Origin of the sequence: Streptococcus sp. 2_1_36FAA (assembly GCF_000161955.2) — a bacterium.
GTDB classification, from domain to species: domain Bacteria; phylum Bacillota; class Bacilli; order Lactobacillales; family Streptococcaceae; genus Streptococcus; species Streptococcus gordonii.
In genome coordinates, this window is sequence record NZ_KI391973.1 from 246,246 (window position 1) to 267,174 (window position 20,929).

Here is a 20,929-nt window from a genome sequence, read left to right on the forward strand (position 1 = left end):
GGCAAAATTTGTTGAAAGCTCCTCGTACTTATTATGGAGTGTTTGAATTAAACAAGCGAATTCGCTATAATGTAGATACTATAATAAGACTAGCAAATAGGGGAATGATGAATTAGATGAAAAGTATTGTTTTAGCAGGGGATTATGGCTATATTCGTCAAATTGAGACAACTATAAAGTCTTTATGTTGCTATCATGAAGATCTGCTTATCTATGTTTTTAATCAAGATATACCACAAGAATGGTTCATTAATACTCGAAAAAAAGTAAAAGGGACAGGAAATAATCTGCTTGATATCAAGCTTTTACGAGATGATTTAAGGATGAAGTGGGAAGAATCAACCTACTCTCATATTAACTATATGGCCTATGCTCGCTATTTTATTCCAGAATATGTGAAGGCTGATCGAGCTCTTTACCTTGATTGCGATTTGGTTGTCACTCAGAACTTGGATCACTTATTTGATTTGGATCTGGAAGATTATTATATTGCAGCAGTAAGAGCTACCTTTGGTTTGGGAATTGGATTTAATTCTGGTGTCATGCTCCTAAATAACAAGCGTTGGCGGGAGGAAAATATTTCTCAGCAATTAGTTGAGTTGACTGACAGGGAAATTGAAAGGGTCTTGGAAGGAGATCAGAGTATTTTAAATATGCTCTTTGTGGGACAGTACTTAGAGCTAGAGGATAGCTATAATTTCCAAATTGGTTTTGATATGGGAGCCGCTCAGTATGGGCATGATTTTGTCTTCGATATTCCTCTGTCTCCTCTGCCAGCTATTGTTCACTATATTTCCGCTCTAAAACCATGGAACCTTCTAACAAATATGAGACTGAGGGAAGTTTGGTGGTTTTATAATGACCTTGATTGGACGACTATCATTGCGAGCAAGACACTTAAAGGTATAGAAAAGCATGGTCAAGATCTAGACCAAGTCTATAAGAAAGAATTATTGACCTTGACCAACAGTGACTCTTTGGAGCGCATCAAAGAGTTGATTCAAGCTTTGCCAGATTGTCTTTTCCATATCGCTGCTTACTCAGATATGTCAGATCGTTTGATCAGTCTTTTGTCCTACGAGAATGTTCGCCTGCACCGCTTGGTTCTACCGATTCCGTTGAAGCAGTTAGCTGTGGCTTGCGATCTTTATCTAGACATTAATCATGACCACAAGTTTCGAGATTTTTTGGAGATGATTGAAAAACAAGGAAAGCCGATTTTTGCTTTTGAGACTACTCAGACAGAAGGAATTACGGAAAGAATTTTTGCTACTGACAAATACCAAGAAATGATAGAAGCTATTCGCCAATATCCTTCTTAAGGAAAAAATCATCCAACATATTTGTTTATCTCTTGAATTAAGCTAGTCTTATCTTCTGACAAGGCTGCTTTTTCTTTGCTACTGATTGAGCAGAATATCGATTTATCAAAAAAGAAAATTTTGAAAGATTTAACTATATAAAAATCATAAAATGTGGTAAAATAGTACAGATAAAATAAGGAGTGTAAAAATGGTAGAACCCAAGTATAAACGTATTCTAATCAAGTTGTCCGGCGAAGCTCTTGCTGGTGACAAAGGTGTTGGTATCAATATTCAGACCGTTCAAAAAATGGCTGAAGAGATCAAGGAAGTTCACGATTTAGGAATCGAAATTGCTCTTGTTATCGGTGGTGGTAATCTCTGGCGTGGAGAACCAGCTGCCGAAGCTGGAATGGATCGTGTACAAGCTGACTATACTGGTATGTTGGGGACTGTTATGAACGCTTTGGTCATGGCTGATTCTCTACAGAGAGTTGGGGTTGATACTCGCGTTCAGACTGCAATTGCTATGCAACAAGTCGCAGAGCCATATATTCGCGGACGTGCACTCCGTCATTTACAAAAAGGACGTATTGTTATTTTTGGAGCTGGTATTGGGTCACCCTACTTTTCAACCGATACAACAGCCGCCCTTCGTGCTGCAGAAATTGAAGCAGATGCGATTTTGATGGCTAAGAATGGTGTTGATGGGGTCTACAATGCGGATCCTAAGAAAGATAAGACTGCTGTTAAGTTTGACGAATTGACCCACCGTGATGTCATCAGCAAGGGATTGCGAATCATGGATTCTACAGCTTCTACTCTTTCTATGGACAACGATATCGATTTGGTTGTCTTTAACATGAATGAAGCTGGGAATATCAAACGTGTTGTCTTTGGAGAGCAAATCGGGACAACAGTATCAAATAATTTATAAGAAATTGGAGATGAAAAACTTATGGCAAATGCAATTGTAGAAAAAGCAAAAGAAAGAATGAGTCATTCGCATCAAAGTTTGGCGCGTGAATTTGGAGCTGTCCGTGCGGGTCGTGCGAATGCAAGTTTGTTAGACCGTATCAGTGTTGAATACTATGGTGTAGAGACTCCGCTCAATCAAATTGCTTCTATTACTATTCCTGAAGCACGTGTTCTCTTGGTGACACCTTTTGATAAGTCTTCTCTCAAAGATATCGAACGTGCTATCAATGCGTCTGATCTTGGTATTACACCAGCTAGCGATGGCTCTGTTATCCGTTTGGTTATTCCTGCTTTGACAGAGGAAACTCGTCGTGACTTGGCTAAAGAAGTGAAAAAAATTGGCGAAAACGCTAAGATTGCGATTCGAAATATCCGTCGTGATGCTATGGATGAAGCTAAGAAGCAAGAAAAAGCAAAAGAAATCACTGAAGACGAATTGAAGACTTTAGAAAAAGATATTCAAAAAGTAACAGATGACGCCGTCAAGCATATTGATGAAATGACTGCGCACAAAGAAAAAGAACTATTAGAAGTTTAAAATTTTATTAAATGAACACTCAGTTGGCACTGCTGACTGAGTTGTTTTAACATAAATATCCTTGCCCTTCAAAAAATGCAAGGTAGAAGAAGGAATCAATGAATACAAATCTTGCTAATTTTATTGTGGGTTTGGTTATAGATGAAAACGATCGTTTTTACTTTGTCCAGAAGGATGGTCAGACCTACGCCCTAGCTAAGGAAGAAGGCGAGCATCAGCTGGGCGAGTCTGTTAAGGGATTTGCCTACACTGATATGAAGCAAAAATTACGCCTGACGACTCTAGATGTAACAGCAACCCAAGAAAGCTTTGGCTGGGGAACAGTGACTGAAGTGCGTAAGGACTTGGGTGTCTTTGTCGATACTGGACTTCCTGATAAGGAAATTGTTGTATCGCTGGATATTTTACCTGAGTTAAAGGAGCTTTGGCCCAAAAAGGGTGATAAGCTCTATGTACGCCTGAGTGTAGACAAGAAAGACCGAATCTGGGCTAATCTGGCCTATCAGGAAGACTTTCAACGTTTGGCTCGTCCGGCCTATAACAATATGCAAAATCAAAATTGGCCAGCTATTGTTTATCGCCTGAAGCTTTCAGGTACCTTTGTTTACCTTCCGGAGAATAATATGCTGGGGTTTATCCATCCAAGTGAGCGTTATACAGAGCCACGTTTGGGGCAGGTCTTAGATGCGCGGGTCATTGGTTTCCGTGAAGTAGACCGTACTCTTAATCTTTCTCTTAAACCTCGCTCTTTTGAGATGCTGGAAAATGACGCCCAGATGATTCTGACCTACCTAGAAAGCAACGGTGGCTTTATGACCTTAAACGATAAATCCTCCCCAGAAGATATCAAGGCAACTTTTGGTATTTCTAAGGGACAGTTCAAAAAAGCTCTGGGTGGTCTGATGAAAGCAGGAAAAATTAAGCAAGATCCGACTGGCACTGAGCTACTTTGAGGAATCATTTAAAACTTATGAATTTGGAAGGAAGCCAAGCGAATTTACCCCTTTTCCAATGATAAGATTCTCCTCCATCAGGAGACATTCCTCTTATAATCTGGGCTTCTTTCCCAGATTATTTTTTATCTTTTTGTGGTAGAATAGAAGAAACTTTTACTAGAATGAGAGAAAATATGCCTAAGAAAGAAAGAAAATTTGATAGCCATTCTATTCCGAAACGCTTAAATCTCCTATTTGGAATGGTGATTATATTATTTGTGACTTTGATTGGCCGTCTGGCTTATATGCAAGTCTTCAACCAAGATTTTTATACTAAAAAATTAGCAACTGCTAGCCAAACAAAGATAAAACTAAGCTCGGTTCGTGGGCAAATTTATGACGCATCTGGGAAGCCTTTGGTTGAAAATGCAACCAAACAAGTTGTTTCCTTTACTCGCAGTAATAAGATGACTGCTGCCGATATCAAAGAGACTGCCAATAAGTTACTGGATTATGTGGATGTGACAGATGTAGACTTAAGAAAGCGCCAGATTGCTGATTATTATCTAGCGGATCCAGAGGTTTACCAAGAAGTAGTTGCCAAGCTACCGAAGAAGAAGAAGTTTGACTCAGATGGAAACCGACTGTCTGAATCAAAGATTTACAACAACGCTGTAGAGAGCGTGGATGTGTCTAGTCTTAACTATAGTGATCAGGAAAAAAAGGCTATTTTTCTCTTTAGTCAGATGAATGAGATTGCTAATTTCGAGACGGGAAATATTCGTACGGACGATTTATCAACAGAACAAGTGGCTCTAATTGCGTCTAGTAGCAAGGAATTAACTGGAATTAGTATTTCAACTGCCTGGGAGCGCAAGGTTTTGGACACTCCATTAGCTTCTATTATCGGTAGTGTTTCAAGTGAAAAAGCAGGTATTCCCGCTGAGGAAGTAGATGCCTATTTGAAGAAGGGTTATTCTTTGAAAGACCGTGTGGGAACCTCTTATCTTGAAAAAGAATATGAGTCGGTCCTGCAAGGAGAACGGGCGATTAAGGAAATTCACCTGGACAAGAACGGAAACATGGAAAGTATCGACACAATTTCTGAAGGGAGCAAGGGAAAAAATCTCAAGCTGACTGTGGAAATGGCTTTTCAAAATGGTGTAGATGAGATTCTAAAAAACGCTTTTGTTGCAGAATTAACTGCAGGGAATGCCACTTATTCTGAAGGTGCCTATGCTGTTGTCATGAACCCGGAAACTGGAGCTATTCTTGCTATGGCCGGAGTTAAGCATGATTTGAAATCAGGAAATGTCAGCTCAAACTCTTTGGGAACTGTGACAGATATCGTAGTACCAGGATCAGTGGTTAAGGCGGCAACTTTGACAGCAGGCTGGGCTAATAATGCTATCTCAGGCAACCAGACCTTGACGGACCAACCAATAGTCTTCGGTCAGGACTCGTCATCGATTACATCATGGTTTACTAGTTATGGGAATCGGGATATTACAGCTGTGGAAGCCTTAGAGTATTCGTCAAATACTTATATGGTGCAAGTTGCCCTCAAGATGATGGGAACACCTTATACTCCGAATATGGGAGTGGATTTGAAGAATTTAGACTCTTCCATGGAAAAATTGAGAGAGACTTTTGCAGAATATGGCTTGGGTGCTAAAACGGGAGTGGACCTTCCGACAGAATCTCAAGGTTATACTCCTAAAGAGTTCACTTTTGCTAATTACTTGACCAATGCTTTTGGTCAGTTTGATAACTACACACCTTTGCAATTAGCCCAGTATGCAGCTACAGTCGCGAATAATGGTAAACGGGTTGCCCCGCATTTAGTTGAAGGTATTTATGCTAACGACAAAAATGGTGGCCTAGGAGACTTGATTGAAAAGAAAGAAACCAAGGTTTTGAATCAAGTGAACATTTCTGAAGAGAATATGAAATTGATCAAGGAAGGTTTCTACCAAGTGGTTCACGGGGGAAGTGGTTTTACGACAGGAAGAACCATTTCTCAAGGTGAGTCAGTTCCAATCAGTGCCAAGACAGGAACGGCTGAAACCTTTGTTAATAATGGTCAGCAGGCTATCAACACTAATGTTGTAGCCTATGCACCAAGTGATAATCCTAAGATCGCAGTGGCGGTTGTTTTCCCACATAATACCAATCTATCATCAACGGTTAGCCACAGCGTTACTCGGGATATTATCAATCTATATAATCAACTACACCCTATGAATTAGAAAGGATGCTATGTTATATCCAACCCCTATCGCTAAGCTCATTGATAGTTTCTCAAAACTGCCTGGTATCGGTATCAAGACAGCTACACGTTTAGCCTTTTACACCATTGGAATGAGTGATGATGATGTCAACGAATTTGCTAAAAATCTTTTGGCGGCTAAGCGTGAACTAAGTTACTGCTCAATTTGTGGTAATCTGACGGATGAAGATCCCTGCGCTATTTGTCGAGACGAATCGCGTGATCAATCTACAATCTTAATTGTTGAGGATAGTAGAGATGTCTCAGCCATGGAAAATATTCAAGAATACCACGGGCTTTATCATGTTCTGCATGGCTTGATTTCACCTATGAACGGTATTGGACCGGATGATATCAATCTTAAAAGCTTGATTACTCGTCTGATGGATAGTGAGGTGACAGAAGTTATTGTTGCGACAAATGCGACAGCAGACGGAGAGGCAACCTCTATGTATATCTCAAGGGTCTTGAAACCTGCTGGTATTAAAGTTACTCGACTAGCGCGTGGTTTAGCAGTTGGCTCCGACATTGAGTATGCGGATGAGGTTACGCTGATTCGCGCTATCGAAAATCGTACAGAATTATAAAAATAAGGATTCTTCTATTCTTGAAGAATCTTTTTTCTATTCAAAAAAAATCGGAATTATGATATACTAAAACGGTCTAAAGAGAATCAATCTCAAGTATAAAATCTTTAAAGAATAGGATAGACGAGATGGCAAAGAAAAGTTTAATTTTGTTGTACGGTGGTCGTAGTGCAGAGCGGGAAGTATCAGTCTTGTCGGCAGAAAGTGTTATGCGGGCTATCAATTATGATCTATTTTCTGTAAAAACATACTTCATCACGAAAGAGGGCTACTTTATCAAGACACAGGAATTTGAAGCAAAGCCAGTAGCTGATGAAAAGCTGATGACCAATGCCACAGTGGACATGTCTCGGAAGATTAAGCCTAGCGATATTTACGAAGCTGGAGCAGTTGTCTTTCCAGTCCTGCATGGTCCCATGGGCGAAGATGGCTCAATTCAAGGCTTCCTAGAAGTACTCAAAATGCCTTATGTCGGCTGTAATATTCTATCTTCTAGCCTGGCCATGGATAAAATCACGACCAAGCGAGTTCTGGAATCAGCAGGTATTGCTCAAGTACCTTATGTAGCGGTGGTTGATGGTGAGGATCTAGAGCAAAAAATCCAGGAAATCGAAGAGAAATTGTCCTATCCCGTCTTCACCAAACCTTCTAATATGGGCTCCAGTGTCGGCATTTCAAAATCTGATAATCAGGAAGAACTGCGTGTTTCTCTGGAACTGGCTTTCAAATATGATAGTCGGGTACTAGTCGAGCAAGGTGTAACAGCTCGTGAGATTGAGGTCGGGCTTCTTGGTAACGCTGATGTCAAAAGTAGTCTTCCAGGGGAAGTTGTTAAGGACGTGGCTTTCTATGACTATCAAGCCAAATATATTGACAATAAAATCACCATGGCAATCCCGGCTCAGCTTCCTGAAGGAGTGGTGAATACCATGCGTCAGAATGCTGAGACAGCTTTTCGTGCTATTGGTGGTTTAGGACTATCTCGCTGTGATTTTTTCTACACAGAAGATGGTCAGGTCTTTCTCAACGAGCTCAACACTATGCCAGGTTTCACCCAGTGGTCTATGTATCCACTGCTCTGGGAAAATATGGGGCTGGCCTATCCTGACTTGATTGAGAAGTTAGTCAGACTTGCTGAAGAGGCGTTTGCTAAGAGAGAGGCGCATCTTCTCTAAAATATGATATAATAGAGGGGCTGAAAATTTTCGGTCCTTTCTTTTTGCGAGCAAACCGAAAAACGAGGAAGAAGTATGAAATTAGATTTATATGAAATCGCAGAAGTCCTATCTGCGAAAAATGATGTGACTCAGTTTGAAAATGTCGTGCTTAGAAATGCTGAGTTTGACAGCCGTTTGATTGAGTCGGGTGACCTTTTTGTGCCGCTTAAGGGAGCGCGTGACGGCCACGACTTTATTGCGACAGCCTTTGCTCAGGGAGCTGCTGCCACCCTATCTGAGCGTCCAGTGGCAGAGGCTCCGTATATCTTAGTTGACGATGTCCTGAAGGCCTTCCAGTGCTTGGCCAAATACTATCTGGAAAAGATGCAGGTGGATGTGCTGGCGGTGACAGGTTCCAATGGTAAAACGACAACCAAGGATATGCTGGCTCAGCTACTAGCAACCAGCTACAAGACCTATAAGACACAAGGTAATTACAATAACGAAATCGGTCTGCCCTACACAGTTCTTCACATGCCTGAGGATACAGAGAAACTTGTCTTAGAAATGGGGCAGGATCACTTGGGTGATATCCATCTCCTGTCTGAACTTGCCAAACCTAAGACGGGCATTGTGACTCTGGTCGGAGAAGCCCATCTGGAATTTTTCGGTAGCCGAGCTGAGATTGCCCAAGGCAAGATGCAGATTGCGGACGGCTTGAGAAAAGATGGTCTCTTGATTGTTCCGGCGGATAAGATTGTCAATGAATTTCTGCCAGCAGACTGCAAACTGGTTCGCTTTGGTCCTGATGCAGATATCTTCCTGACGCGTCTGGAAGAGCGCAAGGACAGTTTGAGTTTTGAATGCAACTTTTTAGAGCAAAGGATTGACCTGCCTGTGACTGGTAAGTACAATGCAACCAACGCCATGATTGCGGCCTATGCAGCTCTGCAGGAGGGTGTATCTGAGACAGCTATTGCTCAGGCTTTTTCTAAGCTGGAGCTGACCCGCAATCGAACAGAATGGAAGAAAGCTGCTAATGGCGCAGATATTTTATCGGATGTCTACAATGCCAATCCAACAGCTATGCGCTTGATTCTTGAGACTTTCTCGACCATTCCGGCTAATCCAGGCGGACGAAAATTGGCAGTGCTGGCGGATATGAAAGAGCTGGGAGCGGACTCTAAGTCTATGCACGGCTCGATGATTACCAGTCTCAATCCAGAAATTGTGACCGACCTTTTCCTCTATGGACAGGACATGGAAGCCCTCTATGACTATGCCAAGGAAATCTACCCGCCAGGAAGAGTCCATTACTTTGTCAAAAATGACGAGAAAGACCAGTTTGAACAGCTGACCAAAGCTGTCAGAGAGAGCCTGACTCCTGCCGATCAAATCCTTCTCAAAGGCAGCAATTCCATGAATCTGGCCAAGCTGGTAGAGGACTTGGAAGATGGAAACTAAAGAAACTGCAAAAATCATTCAACGTCTCCTTTCTATTACAGAGACAGGACTGGCATTTAGTCGTGATGAATTTGATCAAGAGCGTTACTTAGAACTCCGTCAGCTTTTGGGACACCTCCTGGCTGATTGGTCAGATTTGGATGGGAAAGAATTGACAGAGCTGTTGCGCCCAACGGATTTTTATGCCACTCCCTTGATTGATGTCCGAGCTGTACTGGTTCGAGACGGAAAAGTCTGTTTGGTCAAGGGGAAAAATGAGAATACTTGGGCTTTACCTGGCGGCTTTTGTGAAGTCGGCCTATCTCCTAAGGAAAATATCGTCAAGGAAGTCCAAGAAGAAACGGGATTTAATGTTTCAGTTTCTAGTCTGCTTGCAATCTTTGATACTAATAAATTTCAATTTCAGAGTAAGCAATATGCTAAACTGGTCTTTGAGTGTCAGATAGAGGATGGAGATTTTCAGCCTAATGCAGAAATAGAAGAGTTAGCCTTCTTTGATATTCAATCTTTACCAGAATTATCTTCTAAGAGGACTACAAAAGAACAGTTGGAAATCCTTTGGGAGATTTATCAAGGAGACAGAGAACAGTATTTGGATTAGTTGAAAAATTAGTCAAAGACTATTAAATACTTTATTATTAATTTTAAAAATAGGAGATGAGAATGGGAGATTTTTTTACAAGTCAAAAAACAGAACCGCCCGTATTAACACCTCTGGGATTAGTGCTCATGCTACTTGCTTTATTTATTGTAATCTATAGCGCAAGTAGATTTTACAAACAAAAAAGCTTTCAAAGAATTTTTCAAGGACTGCAGATTGTCCAATTGGTTCTTTTGTATGGTTGGTACATGGCTACTCAGGCTCCCTTGACTGAGAGTTTGCCTTTCTACCATTGTCGGATTGCTATGTTTGCAGTCTTGCTCTTGCCAAGGAGAACATCTTATAAACAATACTTTGCCTTATTGGGGGTATTTGGACCGATTTGTGCCTTGCTTCACCCAATTTTTGATCCTTACCCGCTTCCGCATATTACCTTATTTTCTTATTTAGTTGGGCATTTGGCTCTTTTGGGAAACTCTATTGTTTATTTGATGAATGAGTACGACTATAAAATTTTATCCAATCGTCGGATTATTGAAATAACTTTTGGCATGAATGCTGTCATTTTCCTTGTGAATCAGCTAACTGGTGGAGACTATGGATTCCTCAAAAATCCTCCTTTAGTTGGTGACTATGGTATGTTAGGAAATTTCCTCTTAGTATCTACAGTATTAGTTGTAGCTCTGTGTGGTTTTTCCCTTCTTTTTAAACGCTTAAAAGAAGCTCAGGAAAACAGAATATTCCTTTTAAAAGATTGGAGAGAATGAAATGATTCCATTTTTAACGACAAATCAGACAGCTCCGCCTTTGATCTCGGCTCTTGCCTATGCTTTAATGATTTCCCTTGTCGTCTTATCCATTTATGGTGCAGTTAAATATCATGATAATCCAGGCCTTGTTAAGGCGTTTAAGTGGATCCAGTTTGTTCAGCTTTTGGCTCTCTATGCTTGGTATATCGGCTTCCGTCTTCCTTTGGCCAACAGTCTTCCTCTTTATCATTGTAGACTAGCTATGTTTGCTATGATTTTCTTACCAGATAAATGGAAGATAAAGCAGTATTTTGCTCTACTTGGAGCTAGTGGTGCTATTTTTGCCTTAGGTTATCCTGTATTTGATCCTTATGACTTTCCACATATTACAAGCTTTTCATTTTTGATTGGTCATTATGCACTTTTAGTTAATTCTTTGATTTATCTATTTAATCATTATGACAAGCGTTTATTAAAAAAAGTCGAGATTATTGCCTATACCTTGATGTTAAATCTCTTCTTGATCGGGGTCAATCAAGTAACAGGAGGAAATTATGGCCTTCTAGCTAGACCTCCTTTTATCAGTGGTGACAACCTCTTGATCAACTATTCTTTGGTCTCTTTTATTCTGATTATAGCCTTGCTTCTCTTTGACGAATTATTTAAAAGAAATATTTTCAAGAGAAAGCTTTTTAGAAGAAAAAGGTCGGTTTAAGAGGGCTTGAAAATAAGCAGGTTTCTAATATTAAAAGCAGCACTTCAAGGGCTGCTTTTGTTTAAGTCTTTATGATTTGGTATCAAGAATTATAAGAGCATCTCGCAGTTCATCTGCCAGGTGATTTTTCTTATAGTCAAGAAATTCTTCTAAATCTTTAATAGTGTTATATCGCTTGTGAAGACGATACATCTGTGAAATCTTATACTGAGGAAAGTCATTAAAAAAGTTTTGAGTCAGTTTCCATTCACGAACATAGCCCAAAGGACGCATGTGATAGCGAACACCATCAATGACTCGGCTATGGTGACGATGATGAAGATGGCCAAAAACGACATCTTTCACCCCATATTTGACAAAGAGCTGGTGAAAAGCTTGGCTACCTAGGAAGGCGTTGAAACGTTGGAAATAGGGATGGTCATAAAGAAAGTCTTGATGGGGGACAAAATGCATAGCAATAATAATGGGACCATCCAAAGAAGAAAGTAGTTTTTCTAACTGAAGGAGGCTGTAAGCTGTAATGCTAGGATCGTCCAGTTCCCGATCTAATCTACGATCAAACCAGAAGTTATTTTTTGTTCTCAGGTGCTCTTCCTTACTTTTTTCTGGAACAAAGCTGTAATCATACCAGCCAGAAAAGCTGATGAGCTTGGTCTGACCAAACTGCTGGACCTGAAAATCATAACCAGAAATCTCTTGTTCAGAAAGTCCCAGCATATCGTGGTTGCCGAGATTAAATGAGATGGTAAGTTCTTGTCTCAATTCTTCAATAAAGGGCAAACTAATATGGGCTAGATCATTAGATAAATCCCCTGCAATGTGAAGATGGTCAATTCTTTCTTTTTTTAAAATATACTTAAGTGTCTCTAGTTCAAAGTGATCAAACTGATTGGAGTCCAGATGGAGGTCGCTCATAAATCCGATTCTTGTCATGGTTTTAGTCTAGCACAAAATTGTTTACATGAACATATATAAGTTTAATTAGTTGCGCAGAGAAGATTTTAAGGGATGTTCAAAGAAGAACAGTAAAGATATTAGGAAAGGAACAGACATTTTCATGTCGTAAAATTTACTTTTCTAACAATTTTGTAACAAGGAGTCCCTTGGCTTGCTATTCATTAAAAAGTATCATACACTGGATTCTGGACTTCTTGAATTTTATTTCAAAAAATAGTCAAACGTGTATAAGTATGGTATAATTAAACGATATGTGAAAAGAGGTAGTTATGGATATTTCAGAAATTCGTCAAAAGATTGACGCAAATCGTGAAAAATTAGCTTCTTTCAGGGGGTCTCTTTGACTTAGAAGGTCTGGAAGAAGAAATCGCCATCTTAGAAAATAAGATGACAGAACCTGACTTTTGGGATGATAATATTGCCGCTCAAAAGACATCTCAGGAATTAAATGAACTCAAACAAACCTATGAAAATTTCCACCAGATGACGGATCTTTTTGATGAATCGGAGATTTTGCTTGATTTTCTAGCTGAGGACGATTCGGTTCAAGAGGAGTTAGAGGAAAAGCTGGCAGAACTCGAGAAAATGATGACCAGCTATGAAATGACTTTGCTTTTGTCTGAACCATATGATAATAATAATGCGATTCTCGAGATTCATCCAGGCTCTGGAGGTACAGAGGCTCAGGATTGGGGAGACATGCTGCTCCGTATGTATACACGTTTTGGCAATGCCAAGGGCTTCAAGGTAGAGGTTCTAGACTATCAGGCAGGTGATGAAGCTGGTATTAAATCAGTCACTCTTTCTTTTGAGGGGCCGCATGCCTATGGTCTGCTTAAGTCGGAAATGGGAGTTCACCGTTTAGTTCGAATTTCTCCATTTGACTCAGCTAAACGTCGCCATACGTCCTTTACTTCCGTAGAGGTTATGCCTGAATTGGATGATACCATTGAAGTAGAAATTCGAGAAGACGATATTAAGATGGACACCTTCCGTTCGGGCGGAGCTGGTGGTCAGAACGTCAATAAGGTTTCTACTGGTGTGCGACTGACGCATATTCCTACTGGAATTGTGGTGCAGTCTACTGTTGATCGGACTCAGTATGGGAACCGTGATCGTGCAATGAAGATGCTTCAGGCTAAGTTGTATCAACTTGAACAAGAGAAAAAAGCAGCTGAGGTTGACTCATTAAAGGGCGATAAAAAAGAAATTTCGTGGGGAAGTCAAATTCGCTCTTACGTCTTTACACCTTATACTATGGTTAAAGACCATCGGACCAGTTATGAAGTGGCCCAGGTTGATAAGGTAATGGACGGCGATTTAGATGGCTTTATCGATGCTTATTTAAAATGGCGTCTCAACTAACAGAAGGGAATTTTAGTAATAAATGTCTATTATTGAAATGAGAGATGTTGTCAAAAAATACGACAACGGAACAACAGCCTTGCGAGGTGTGACGGTAAAAGTAGAGCCAGGGGAGTTTGCCTATATTGTAGGACCCTCAGGGGCAGGTAAATCTACCTTTATTCGCTTGCTCTACCGTGAAGTTGCACTTGATAAGGGTGCGTTGACAGTAGCTGGCTTCAATTTGGCTAAGATAAAAAAACGTGACGTACCAATGCTTCGCCGTAAAGTAGGAGTAGTCTTCCAAGACTATAAACTGCTTCCAAAGAAGACAGTATATGAAAATATTGCTTATGCCATGGAAGTAATTGGTGAACGCAGAAGTCACATTAAGAAACGGGTTATGGAAGTCTTAGACCTAGTGGGACTTAAGCACAAGGTTCGTTCTTTCCCTAACGAACTTTCTGGGGGAGAGCAGCAGCGGATTGCTATCGCTCGTGCAATTGTCAATAACCCTAAAGTTTTGATTGCTGACGAGCCAACTGGGAACTTGGACCCAGATAACTCTTGGGAAATTATGAACTTGTTAGAGCGGATTAACCTGCAAGGTACAACTGTTCTAATGGCGACCCACAATAGCCAAATTGTAAATACTTTACGCCATCGCGTCATTGCGATTGAAAATGGCCGTGTGGTACGTGATGAAGCGGAAGGAGAATACGGATACGATGATTAGTAGATTTTTCCGTCATTTGATAGAGTCGCTAAAAAGTTTGAAGCGAAATGGTTGGATGACGGTAGCCGCAATCAGTACGGTAATGATTACTCTTAGTTTGGTTGCTATTTTTGTTTCGGTTATTTTGAATACGACAAAATTAGCCAATGACTTGAAAAACAATGTTCGAGTGATGGTTTATGTTCGTAAAGACATTGAAGACAATAGTATGACGGTTGTTAAAGAAGGTCAGACTGTTGATAATGAAAATTACCATAAAGTCTATGATGCTTTGAAAAAAATTGATCATATTGAGAAAATCACTTTTTCAAGTAAGCAAGAGCAATATGAAAAATTGACAGAGACTATGGGAAGCGATTGGAAAATCTTTGATGGTGACGCCAATCCCCTATATGATGCCTACATCGTTGAGACAACCGATCCAAAATATGTTTCTTCAGTGAAAGAAGAAGCCCAGAAAATCGACGGGGTCTCAGATGTACAAGATGGTGGAGCAAACACCAAGCGGATTTTCTCTTTGGCTGACTTTATTCAGACTTGGGGCTTAATCTTGGCTGGTATGTTGATATTCATTGCTATCTTCTTGATTTCCAATACTATTCGGATTACCATTATTTCTCGGAGTCGGGAGATTCAAATTATGCGATTGGTAGGAGCAAAAAATAGTTATATCCGCGGACCTTTCTTGTTAGAAGGTGCTTGGATTGGTCTACTTGGAGCTGTTATGCCGGCAGCCCTGGTTTATTTTGCATATAATATTGCCTATCGATCAGTCAATAAAGGTTTAGTGGCGCAAAATCTCTCAATGATTGCACCTAAACTCTTTATTCCGATCATGATTGCCTCTCTCTTTGTTTTGGGAATCATTATTGGCTCAATTGGATCTGTCTTCTCAATGAGACGTTTCTTGAAGATATAAACAAAAGGATTAGCTTAGCTAATCCTTTTCATTCTGTCCTTTTATTTTAAAAATGGATTGAACATTTTTTCATGGGCAATTGTTGTAGCAGGTCCGTGTCCTGGATAGACATCATATTCTTTCGGCAAATGAAGTAATTCTTGTTTGATACCAGCAATCAGCTGGTCAAAATTTCCAGTTGGAAGGTCTGTGCGTCCAATAGATTCTCTAAAGAGGGCATCACCAGAGAGAACGAAATGACCTTCAGGGAAAACAAGTGAGACCCCTCCGATAGAGTGTCCCGGAGTGGGGAGGACATAAAATTTAAAACCATCTAAATCATAATTTTGATGATAAGTAAAGAAATGCTCAGCTGGTTTCAAGACAAGTGTTTCGATATCGTTATGGCGATCGAGCCCTGAAAGATTCAACTCAGGTGTATAGAGCCAGCTGGCTTCGGTTTCTGCCACATAGACTGGAGGGTATCCGAATGCTTCTCGAACCAAATCCAGGCTCATGATATGGTCATAGTGGGTATGGGTTAGTAAAATTACTGAAATAGGTTTAGCAATTTCAGTGATTTTCTTTTGGATGGCTTGAAAGTTACTACCGGGATCAACTAGGATCAGATGACTATCATTTTCTATATAATAGGTATTTTCGTAAGCTAAAGGATTTAATGTTTTATGTACTTTCATGATTTTTCCTCTCTATCTATGATGAGTGTATCAAAAAAATTAAGTTTTAGCAGAAATGAAGCTTGAAAATGGGATATCTATCTTTTGTTAAGGCTAGATTGTCTAATCAAGAAATCATCTAAGTGCTCTCTGGCTTTCATTATTCTAGCCTCGCATCTTGACTGCAAACATGGTATAATTTTGATAAGATGAAACGAAAAAATATGAAGTATGCTATTGTCGATTTGGAAGCAACAGGAACAGGTAGCACTGCAAAAATTATTCAAGTAGGAATTGTCATTCTAGAAGATGGAGAGATTAAGCAGACCTACCAGACAGATATTAACCCTCATGAGGCTTTAGAAGAACATATCAAACAGCTGACAGGTTTGTCTGATCAACGCTTGAGCCAGGCACCTGATTTTTCTCAGGTGGCGCGTGAGATCTATGAATTGATTGAAGATGCTGTCTTTGTAGCCCATAATGTTAAATTCGATGCAAATTTATTAGCAGAATCGCTTTTTTGGGAAGGTTTTGACTTATTGTCTCCTCGTGTCGATACTGTAGAGTTGGCTCAAGTCGTGTTTCCAACTTATGAAAAATATGGGCTCTCCAGTCTCTGTGAACTACTGGAAATTCCTTTGGAACAAGCCCATACGGCTATTTCAGATGCTATGGCGACAGCCCTGCTATTTTTAAAAATCCAAGAAAAAATTCAAAGTCTGCCCAAGCCCTTACTAGAACGCCTTCTTATTTTGTCTAACAGCTTGATTTATGAGTCCCGCTTGGTACTAGAAGACTGTTTTGAGAAGATGCCAGAAGGAAGAGCTTGTGACTGGCTTGATTGTCACGGTATTTATCTAAAAAAGCAGGCTAAGGTTGGCAAAGAAAGGTATTTATCCACTGATTTTGCTAAGAATATTTCTTTGCTTGGGCTAGAAGAAAGACCGGAGCAGCAAAAGTTTGCTTCTCTCATAGAAGAGGCCATAAAAAATCCTTTACCTAATTTCTTGCAAGCTCAGGCTGGCTTAGGAAAGACCTATGGTTATCTGCTACCACTTTTAGCACATTGTCAGGAAAAGATCGTAGTCAGTGTACCGACTAAGCTTTTGCAGGATCAAATTGCAACTGGAGAAGGAAGAGCGATTGAAGAAGTTTTTCAAGTGGCCTTTCATAGTTTGAAAAGTCCAAAATCCTATATCAAGTTGGATACTTTTTACCAGAGTTTAGAGCGCTTGGATGATAATCGCTTGCTTAATCGTTGCAAGATGCAACTTTTAGTTTGGCTTACTGAAACTAAAACAGGAGACTTAGAAGAAATTGGTCAAGCTCATCGTTACCAAGCTTTTTTCGAGGAGCTAGGGCATGATGGCCAATTGAGCAAAAAATCTTTATTCTACGGTGTGGATTTTTGGCAAATTGGTCAGGAAAAAGCAAGGGAGAGTAGACTATTATTGACTAATCACGCTTACCTCCTCACTCGTTTAGAAGATGATAAAAGTTTGATTGAAGGACGTATTTTAGTAGTAGATGAGGCTCAGAAGCTCTTTTGGGCTTTAGAAAGTTTTTCTCAAAAAAGTCTCAAGATGAATCAGCTACTGCAGACAATTCAGCAAGAAATTCTTCGTGTGGATTCTCTTCTGGAACAACGTCTACTTGAAAGTCTGCAGTTTGAGTTAGCACAGTTAGTGGAAGTTTTTCATAACGAAAGAGTGAGTGAAGTAAGGGAGAAAACCTTGCTTAAGCTGAGACAGGATCTGTCTGAGCTTCCAGCTCACTATCTTCCAGAATTGCGCGAGATTTTGGATCAAAGGTATGAACAATTTTGGTTGGAAGATGAATATTTCGAACAACATCGAGTAACTAGTCTTCATGCAGCTAGATTATCTTTAATGAATTTTCAGGATTTTCTGCCTGAAAGGGTCCAGCTCTTTTTCATATCTGCAACCTTGGAAATCAGCCGAAAGGTGAATCTAGCTCAGCTACTTGGCTTCCAAGCCTATCAGTTTTATCATTTACCAGCTAAGAATTATCACCAACAGAGAATTTGGGTGGATAAAGACTTTCCGGACTTGGTTGATTTGCCACTTTCTCAGCATGCCCGATTGATTGCTGAGAGGATTGAAAGTTTATCCAGCTTAAACCTTCCGATTTTGGTTCTGTTTACTTCTAAGGAGCTCTTGTTAGAAGTATCAGAAAACTTGTCTTTGCAGCATTTAGCTCAGTATAAGAATGGAGATGCTAGTAACATTAAACGCCGCTTTGATCGAGGAGAAGCTCCAATATTACTGGGGACAGGTAGTTTCTGGGAAGGAACGGACTTTTCTAGTCAGGATAAAATGATTCAAATCATTACACGTCTACCTTTTGACAATCCGCAAAATGTTTTCACGCAAAAGATGAATCGTCGGCTTCGTCTTGAAGGGAAAAACCCCTTTTATGATTATGGCTTGCCAGTTGCGATTTTACGCTTGAAACAAGCTTTGGGGCGAACAGTTCGCCATCGCAAACAGCAGTCTGCTGTTCTTATCTTGGATAATCGTGTCTATACGAAACGATATAGTCGCCAGATTAGAGGAGTCTTGACGAAGACAGCACCAATTGAGCAGTCTTCTTTTGAGCAGATTCTGCAAGATATGAGATTTTATTTTAAAAATAAAACTGTTAAAAAGAAGAACTAGTGGATGGGTGCAAAATTTTGAAGAAAGATAAAATTTCTCCAAATAATTCTCTGACTCAAGTACTTAAATTTTGCTATAATAGAAACATTGAAAAAAGAAGAAGGTTCGGATTAATCATGTTTAAAAAATACATTCCAGGTTTGGGTTTATCTTTAGCCATAGCTACGCTTGCTACTTTTTTGGGCAAAGCTTTTCCTTTGTTTGGCTCCAGTGTATTTGCAATTTTACTTGGTATTCTGTTGAATCATTTTTGGAAAATTCCTCAGAAATTTCATTCTGGCTTGGTTTTTTCGGGTAAGAAACTCTTACAGTATTCTATTATCTTGCTAGGTTTTAGTCTGTCTATTTCAAAAGTTTCTGCAACTGGCTTATCATCTTTAAAAATCAGTATTCTTACGATTTTACTAGCCTTTTTATCCTCTTATCTTATAGGCCGTTTTTTGGGAATGGGACGAGTCTTAACCTTGTTGATTGGATTTGGAACGGCTATTTGTGGGGGTTCTGCTATTGCGGCAGCTTCACCTATTTTAGAAGCTAAAGAAGAAGAGATTGCTCTTTCGATTTCAACTATTTTCTTCTTCAATATTTTAGCAGTTTTCATTTTTCCTTTTCTTGGACATGTTATGCAGATGTCGGCCGAGACCTTTGGGACCTGGGCAGGGACAGCTATCAATGATACTTCGTCTGTAGTAGCTGCTGGCTATACCTATGGACAGACTGCTGGTGATTTGGCAACTATTGTTAAATTAAGTCGAGCTCTGATGATTGTGCCAGCTTGTCTCATTTTTGCAGGTGTTCGCTATATTAAGTCCCAGTCATCTAAACAAAAAGTAGATTTAAAGAAAATTTTCCCTTGGTTTATTTTATGGTTTGTCTGTGCATCTCTGATTAGTAGTACGGGTGTTTTACCTGCTTCCTTTATTTCCTTTACAAAAATTCTATCTCAATGGCTGATGGCAATGGCTTTAGCAGGAATAGGCTCTCGGGTCTCTTTTGCTCAGTTTAAACAAGCAGGAGCAGCTCCACTTTTAACTGGTGCCTTTGCTTGGTTTGTTGTTGCTGTCTCTAGCTTGATTATTCAGTATTTTTTCTAGACAGGAGTGAGTATGTCTTATTTTAAACCCTCGATTGATTCGCGAGTGGATTATAGTTTAATTTTACCAGTTATTTGTTTATTGATTTTTGGCATCATGGCCATTTATATAGCAGTGAATCATGACTACCCTGCTAGTGCCTGGGCAATAGTTGGACAGCAAATTGCTTGGATAGCTTTAGGGATTGTGATTAGTTTTGTTGTCATGTTTTTTAACACCAAATTTCTTTGGAAGATGACTCCCCTGCTCTACGTTTTTGGTTTAGGTCTCATGGTTTTACCCCTGGTCTTTTATAGCCCGTCTCTTGTTGCTTCAACAGGAGCTAAAAACTGGGTAACTATTGGTGGTACGACCCTCTTCCAGCCGTCAGAGTTTATGAAAATCTCTTATATTCTGATCTTATCGCGTTCAGTTGTTCAATTCAGCCAACGAAATAAAGACAAGATTAGGACGATCAAAATGGATTGGCTATTGATTTTGGAGCTCTTTCTCTATACTGTGCCAGTCTTGATTTTGCTGACCTTACAGAGTGACTTGGGGACGGCTCTTGTTTTTATGGCTATTTTTTCAGGAATTGTACTCTTATCTGGAGTCTCTTGGAAAATTATTCTTCCTATCTTTCTAACGGGCGTTTCACTTTTTCTAGCCTTTATGCTAATTTTTACCTGGGAAGGTGGTAGGGCGTTTCTTCACAATCTAGGCATGCCGACTTACCAAATTAATCGGATTTTAGCATGGCTTCATCCTTTTGAATATGCCCAAACGACTACTTATCAACAAGCTCAGGGCCAGATTGCTATCGGTAGCGGTGGAATCTGGGGGCAAGGTTTTAATGTATCCAATTTATTAGTGCCGGTGCGAGAAAGTGATATGATCTTTACGGTAATTGCGGAAGACTTTGGCTTTATGGGCTCGATCTTCCTGATTGCCCTCTACCTCTTGCTTATTTATCGCATGTTAAGGATCACTCTGAAATCGAACAATCAATTTTATACCTACATTTCCACTGGTCTCACTATGATGCTGATTTTTCATATTTTTGAAAATATTGGAGCTGTGACGGGCTTACTTCCTTTAACAGGAATTCCTCTGCCCTTTATTTCCCAAGGAGGCTCCTCTATTATCAGTAACCTAATTGGAGTAGGTCTCTTGCTTTCTGTTAGTTATCAAAATAATCTTTTAGAAGAGCAACAGACAGGATATTCTAGAAGACGAAAGAAAATTATTCTGAAAAAATTAAAATAGGAG

At 39.9% G+C, this 20,929-nt stretch carries 19 protein-coding genes; 17 read left to right on the plus strand and 2 right to left on the minus strand.

The features are described from left to right. Positions 1-116: 116 nt before the first annotated feature. From HMPREF0847_RS01195 to HMPREF0847_RS01245, 11 genes are all read left to right on the plus strand, one after another. Positions 117-1,322 carry a glycosyltransferase family 8 protein gene (locus tag HMPREF0847_RS01195; protein ID WP_008809392.1) on the plus strand — a complete coding sequence of 402 codons (1,206 nt, stop codon included), beginning with the start codon at positions 117-119 and terminating at the stop codon, positions 1,320-1,322. A gap of 190 nt (positions 1,323-1,512) precedes the next feature. Then, positions 1,513-2,238, plus strand: a complete 726-nt coding sequence (pyrH, locus tag HMPREF0847_RS01200; protein ID WP_008809391.1) for a UMP kinase — start codon at positions 1,513-1,515, stop codon at positions 2,236-2,238. A gap of 21 nt (positions 2,239-2,259) precedes the next feature. After that, positions 2,260-2,817, plus strand: a complete 558-nt coding sequence (gene frr, locus HMPREF0847_RS01205; protein WP_008809390.1) for a ribosome recycling factor — start codon at positions 2,260-2,262, stop codon at positions 2,815-2,817. Positions 2,818-2,915: 98 nt separating this feature from the next. Next, on the plus strand, positions 2,916-3,770 hold the full coding sequence (cvfB, locus tag HMPREF0847_RS01210; RefSeq protein ID WP_008809389.1) for an RNA-binding virulence regulatory protein CvfB: 855 nt from the start codon (positions 2,916-2,918) through the stop codon (positions 3,768-3,770). A gap of 164 nt (positions 3,771-3,934) precedes the next feature. Then, positions 3,935-6,001, plus strand: coding sequence for a penicillin-binding protein PBP2B (gene pbp2b / locus HMPREF0847_RS01215; RefSeq protein ID WP_187364085.1), 2,067 nt, complete (start codon positions 3,935-3,937; stop codon positions 5,999-6,001). 10 nt (positions 6,002-6,011) lie between these two features. Then, positions 6,012-6,608, plus strand: a complete 597-nt coding sequence (recR, locus tag HMPREF0847_RS01220; protein ID WP_008809387.1) for a recombination mediator RecR — start codon at positions 6,012-6,014, stop codon at positions 6,606-6,608. Positions 6,609-6,736: 128 nt separating this feature from the next. Beyond that, a complete protein-coding gene (locus tag HMPREF0847_RS01225) occupies positions 6,737-7,783 on the plus strand; it encodes a D-alanine--D-alanine ligase (RefSeq protein ID WP_008809386.1) in 1,047 nt (348 codons plus the stop codon). A gap of 75 nt (positions 7,784-7,858) precedes the next feature. Further along, entirely contained in the window at positions 7,859-9,229 is a 1,371-nt protein-coding gene (locus HMPREF0847_RS01230; protein WP_008809385.1) for a UDP-N-acetylmuramoyl-tripeptide--D-alanyl-D-alanine ligase, read from the plus strand. Then, complete coding sequence (locus HMPREF0847_RS01235) at positions 9,219-9,830, plus strand: NUDIX hydrolase N-terminal domain-containing protein (RefSeq protein ID WP_008809384.1); 612 nt, start codon at positions 9,219-9,221, stop codon at positions 9,828-9,830. The genes HMPREF0847_RS01230 and HMPREF0847_RS01235 overlap by 11 nt, the downstream gene beginning before the upstream one ends. A gap of 56 nt (positions 9,831-9,886) precedes the next feature. After that, a complete protein-coding gene (locus tag HMPREF0847_RS01240) occupies positions 9,887-10,597 on the plus strand; it encodes a YwaF family protein (protein ID WP_037622216.1) in 711 nt (236 codons plus the stop codon). 1 nt (position 10,598) lies between these two features. Beyond that, the gene (locus HMPREF0847_RS01245) at positions 10,599-11,294 is read left to right on the plus strand and encodes a YwaF family protein (RefSeq protein WP_008809382.1); all 696 of its coding nucleotides are present in this window, start codon (positions 10,599-10,601) and stop codon (positions 11,292-11,294) included. 69 nt (positions 11,295-11,363) lie between these two features. Here the strand turns inward: HMPREF0847_RS01245 and HMPREF0847_RS01250 are convergent, their stop codons facing one another. Beyond that, positions 11,364-12,227, minus strand: coding sequence for a metallophosphoesterase (locus tag HMPREF0847_RS01250; RefSeq protein WP_008809381.1), 864 nt, complete (start codon positions 12,225-12,227; stop codon positions 11,364-11,366). A gap of 293 nt (positions 12,228-12,520) precedes the next feature. Here HMPREF0847_RS01250 and prfB point away from each other — a divergent pair. From prfB to ftsX, 3 genes are all read left to right on the plus strand, one after another. Continuing rightward, positions 12,521-13,616, plus strand: a protein-coding gene (gene prfB, locus HMPREF0847_RS01255; RefSeq protein WP_012130522.1) for a peptide chain release factor 2 whose coding sequence is annotated in 2 segments (ribosomal slippage) — positions 12,521-12,592 and positions 12,594-13,616 — 1,095 coding nt in all. Because the reading frame shifts where the segments join, the coding sequence is not laid out codon by codon here. A gap of 22 nt (positions 13,617-13,638) precedes the next feature. Continuing rightward, entirely contained in the window at positions 13,639-14,331 is a 693-nt protein-coding gene (gene ftsE, locus HMPREF0847_RS01260; protein WP_008809379.1) for a cell division ATP-binding protein FtsE, read from the plus strand. Then, positions 14,324-15,250 (plus strand): permease-like cell division protein FtsX, encoded by a 927-nt coding sequence (ftsX, locus tag HMPREF0847_RS01265; protein ID WP_020992596.1) that lies wholly within the window; start codon positions 14,324-14,326, stop codon positions 15,248-15,250. Before ftsE ends, ftsX begins: the two co-directional genes overlap by 8 nt. 41 nt (positions 15,251-15,291) lie before the next feature. Here the strand turns inward: ftsX and HMPREF0847_RS01270 are convergent, their stop codons facing one another. Beyond that, the gene (locus HMPREF0847_RS01270) at positions 15,292-15,927 is read right to left on the minus strand and encodes an MBL fold metallo-hydrolase (RefSeq protein ID WP_008809377.1); all 636 of its coding nucleotides are present in this window, start codon (positions 15,925-15,927) and stop codon (positions 15,292-15,294) included. 188 nt (positions 15,928-16,115) lie between these two features. Here HMPREF0847_RS01270 and HMPREF0847_RS01275 point away from each other — a divergent pair, with 188 nt between their 5' ends. From HMPREF0847_RS01275 to HMPREF0847_RS01285, 3 genes are all read left to right on the plus strand, one after another. Further along, entirely contained in the window at positions 16,116-18,587 is a 2,472-nt protein-coding gene (locus tag HMPREF0847_RS01275; protein WP_037622221.1) for a bifunctional DnaQ family exonuclease/ATP-dependent helicase, read from the plus strand. A gap of 116 nt (positions 18,588-18,703) precedes the next feature. After that, entirely contained in the window at positions 18,704-19,681 is a 978-nt protein-coding gene (locus tag HMPREF0847_RS01280) for a YeiH family protein (RefSeq protein ID WP_008809375.1), read from the plus strand. A gap of 12 nt (positions 19,682-19,693) precedes the next feature. Then, complete coding sequence (locus tag HMPREF0847_RS01285; protein ID WP_020992597.1) at positions 19,694-20,926, plus strand: FtsW/RodA/SpoVE family cell cycle protein; 1,233 nt, start codon at positions 19,694-19,696, stop codon at positions 20,924-20,926. The last annotated feature ends 3 nt before the right edge of the window (positions 20,927-20,929 follow it).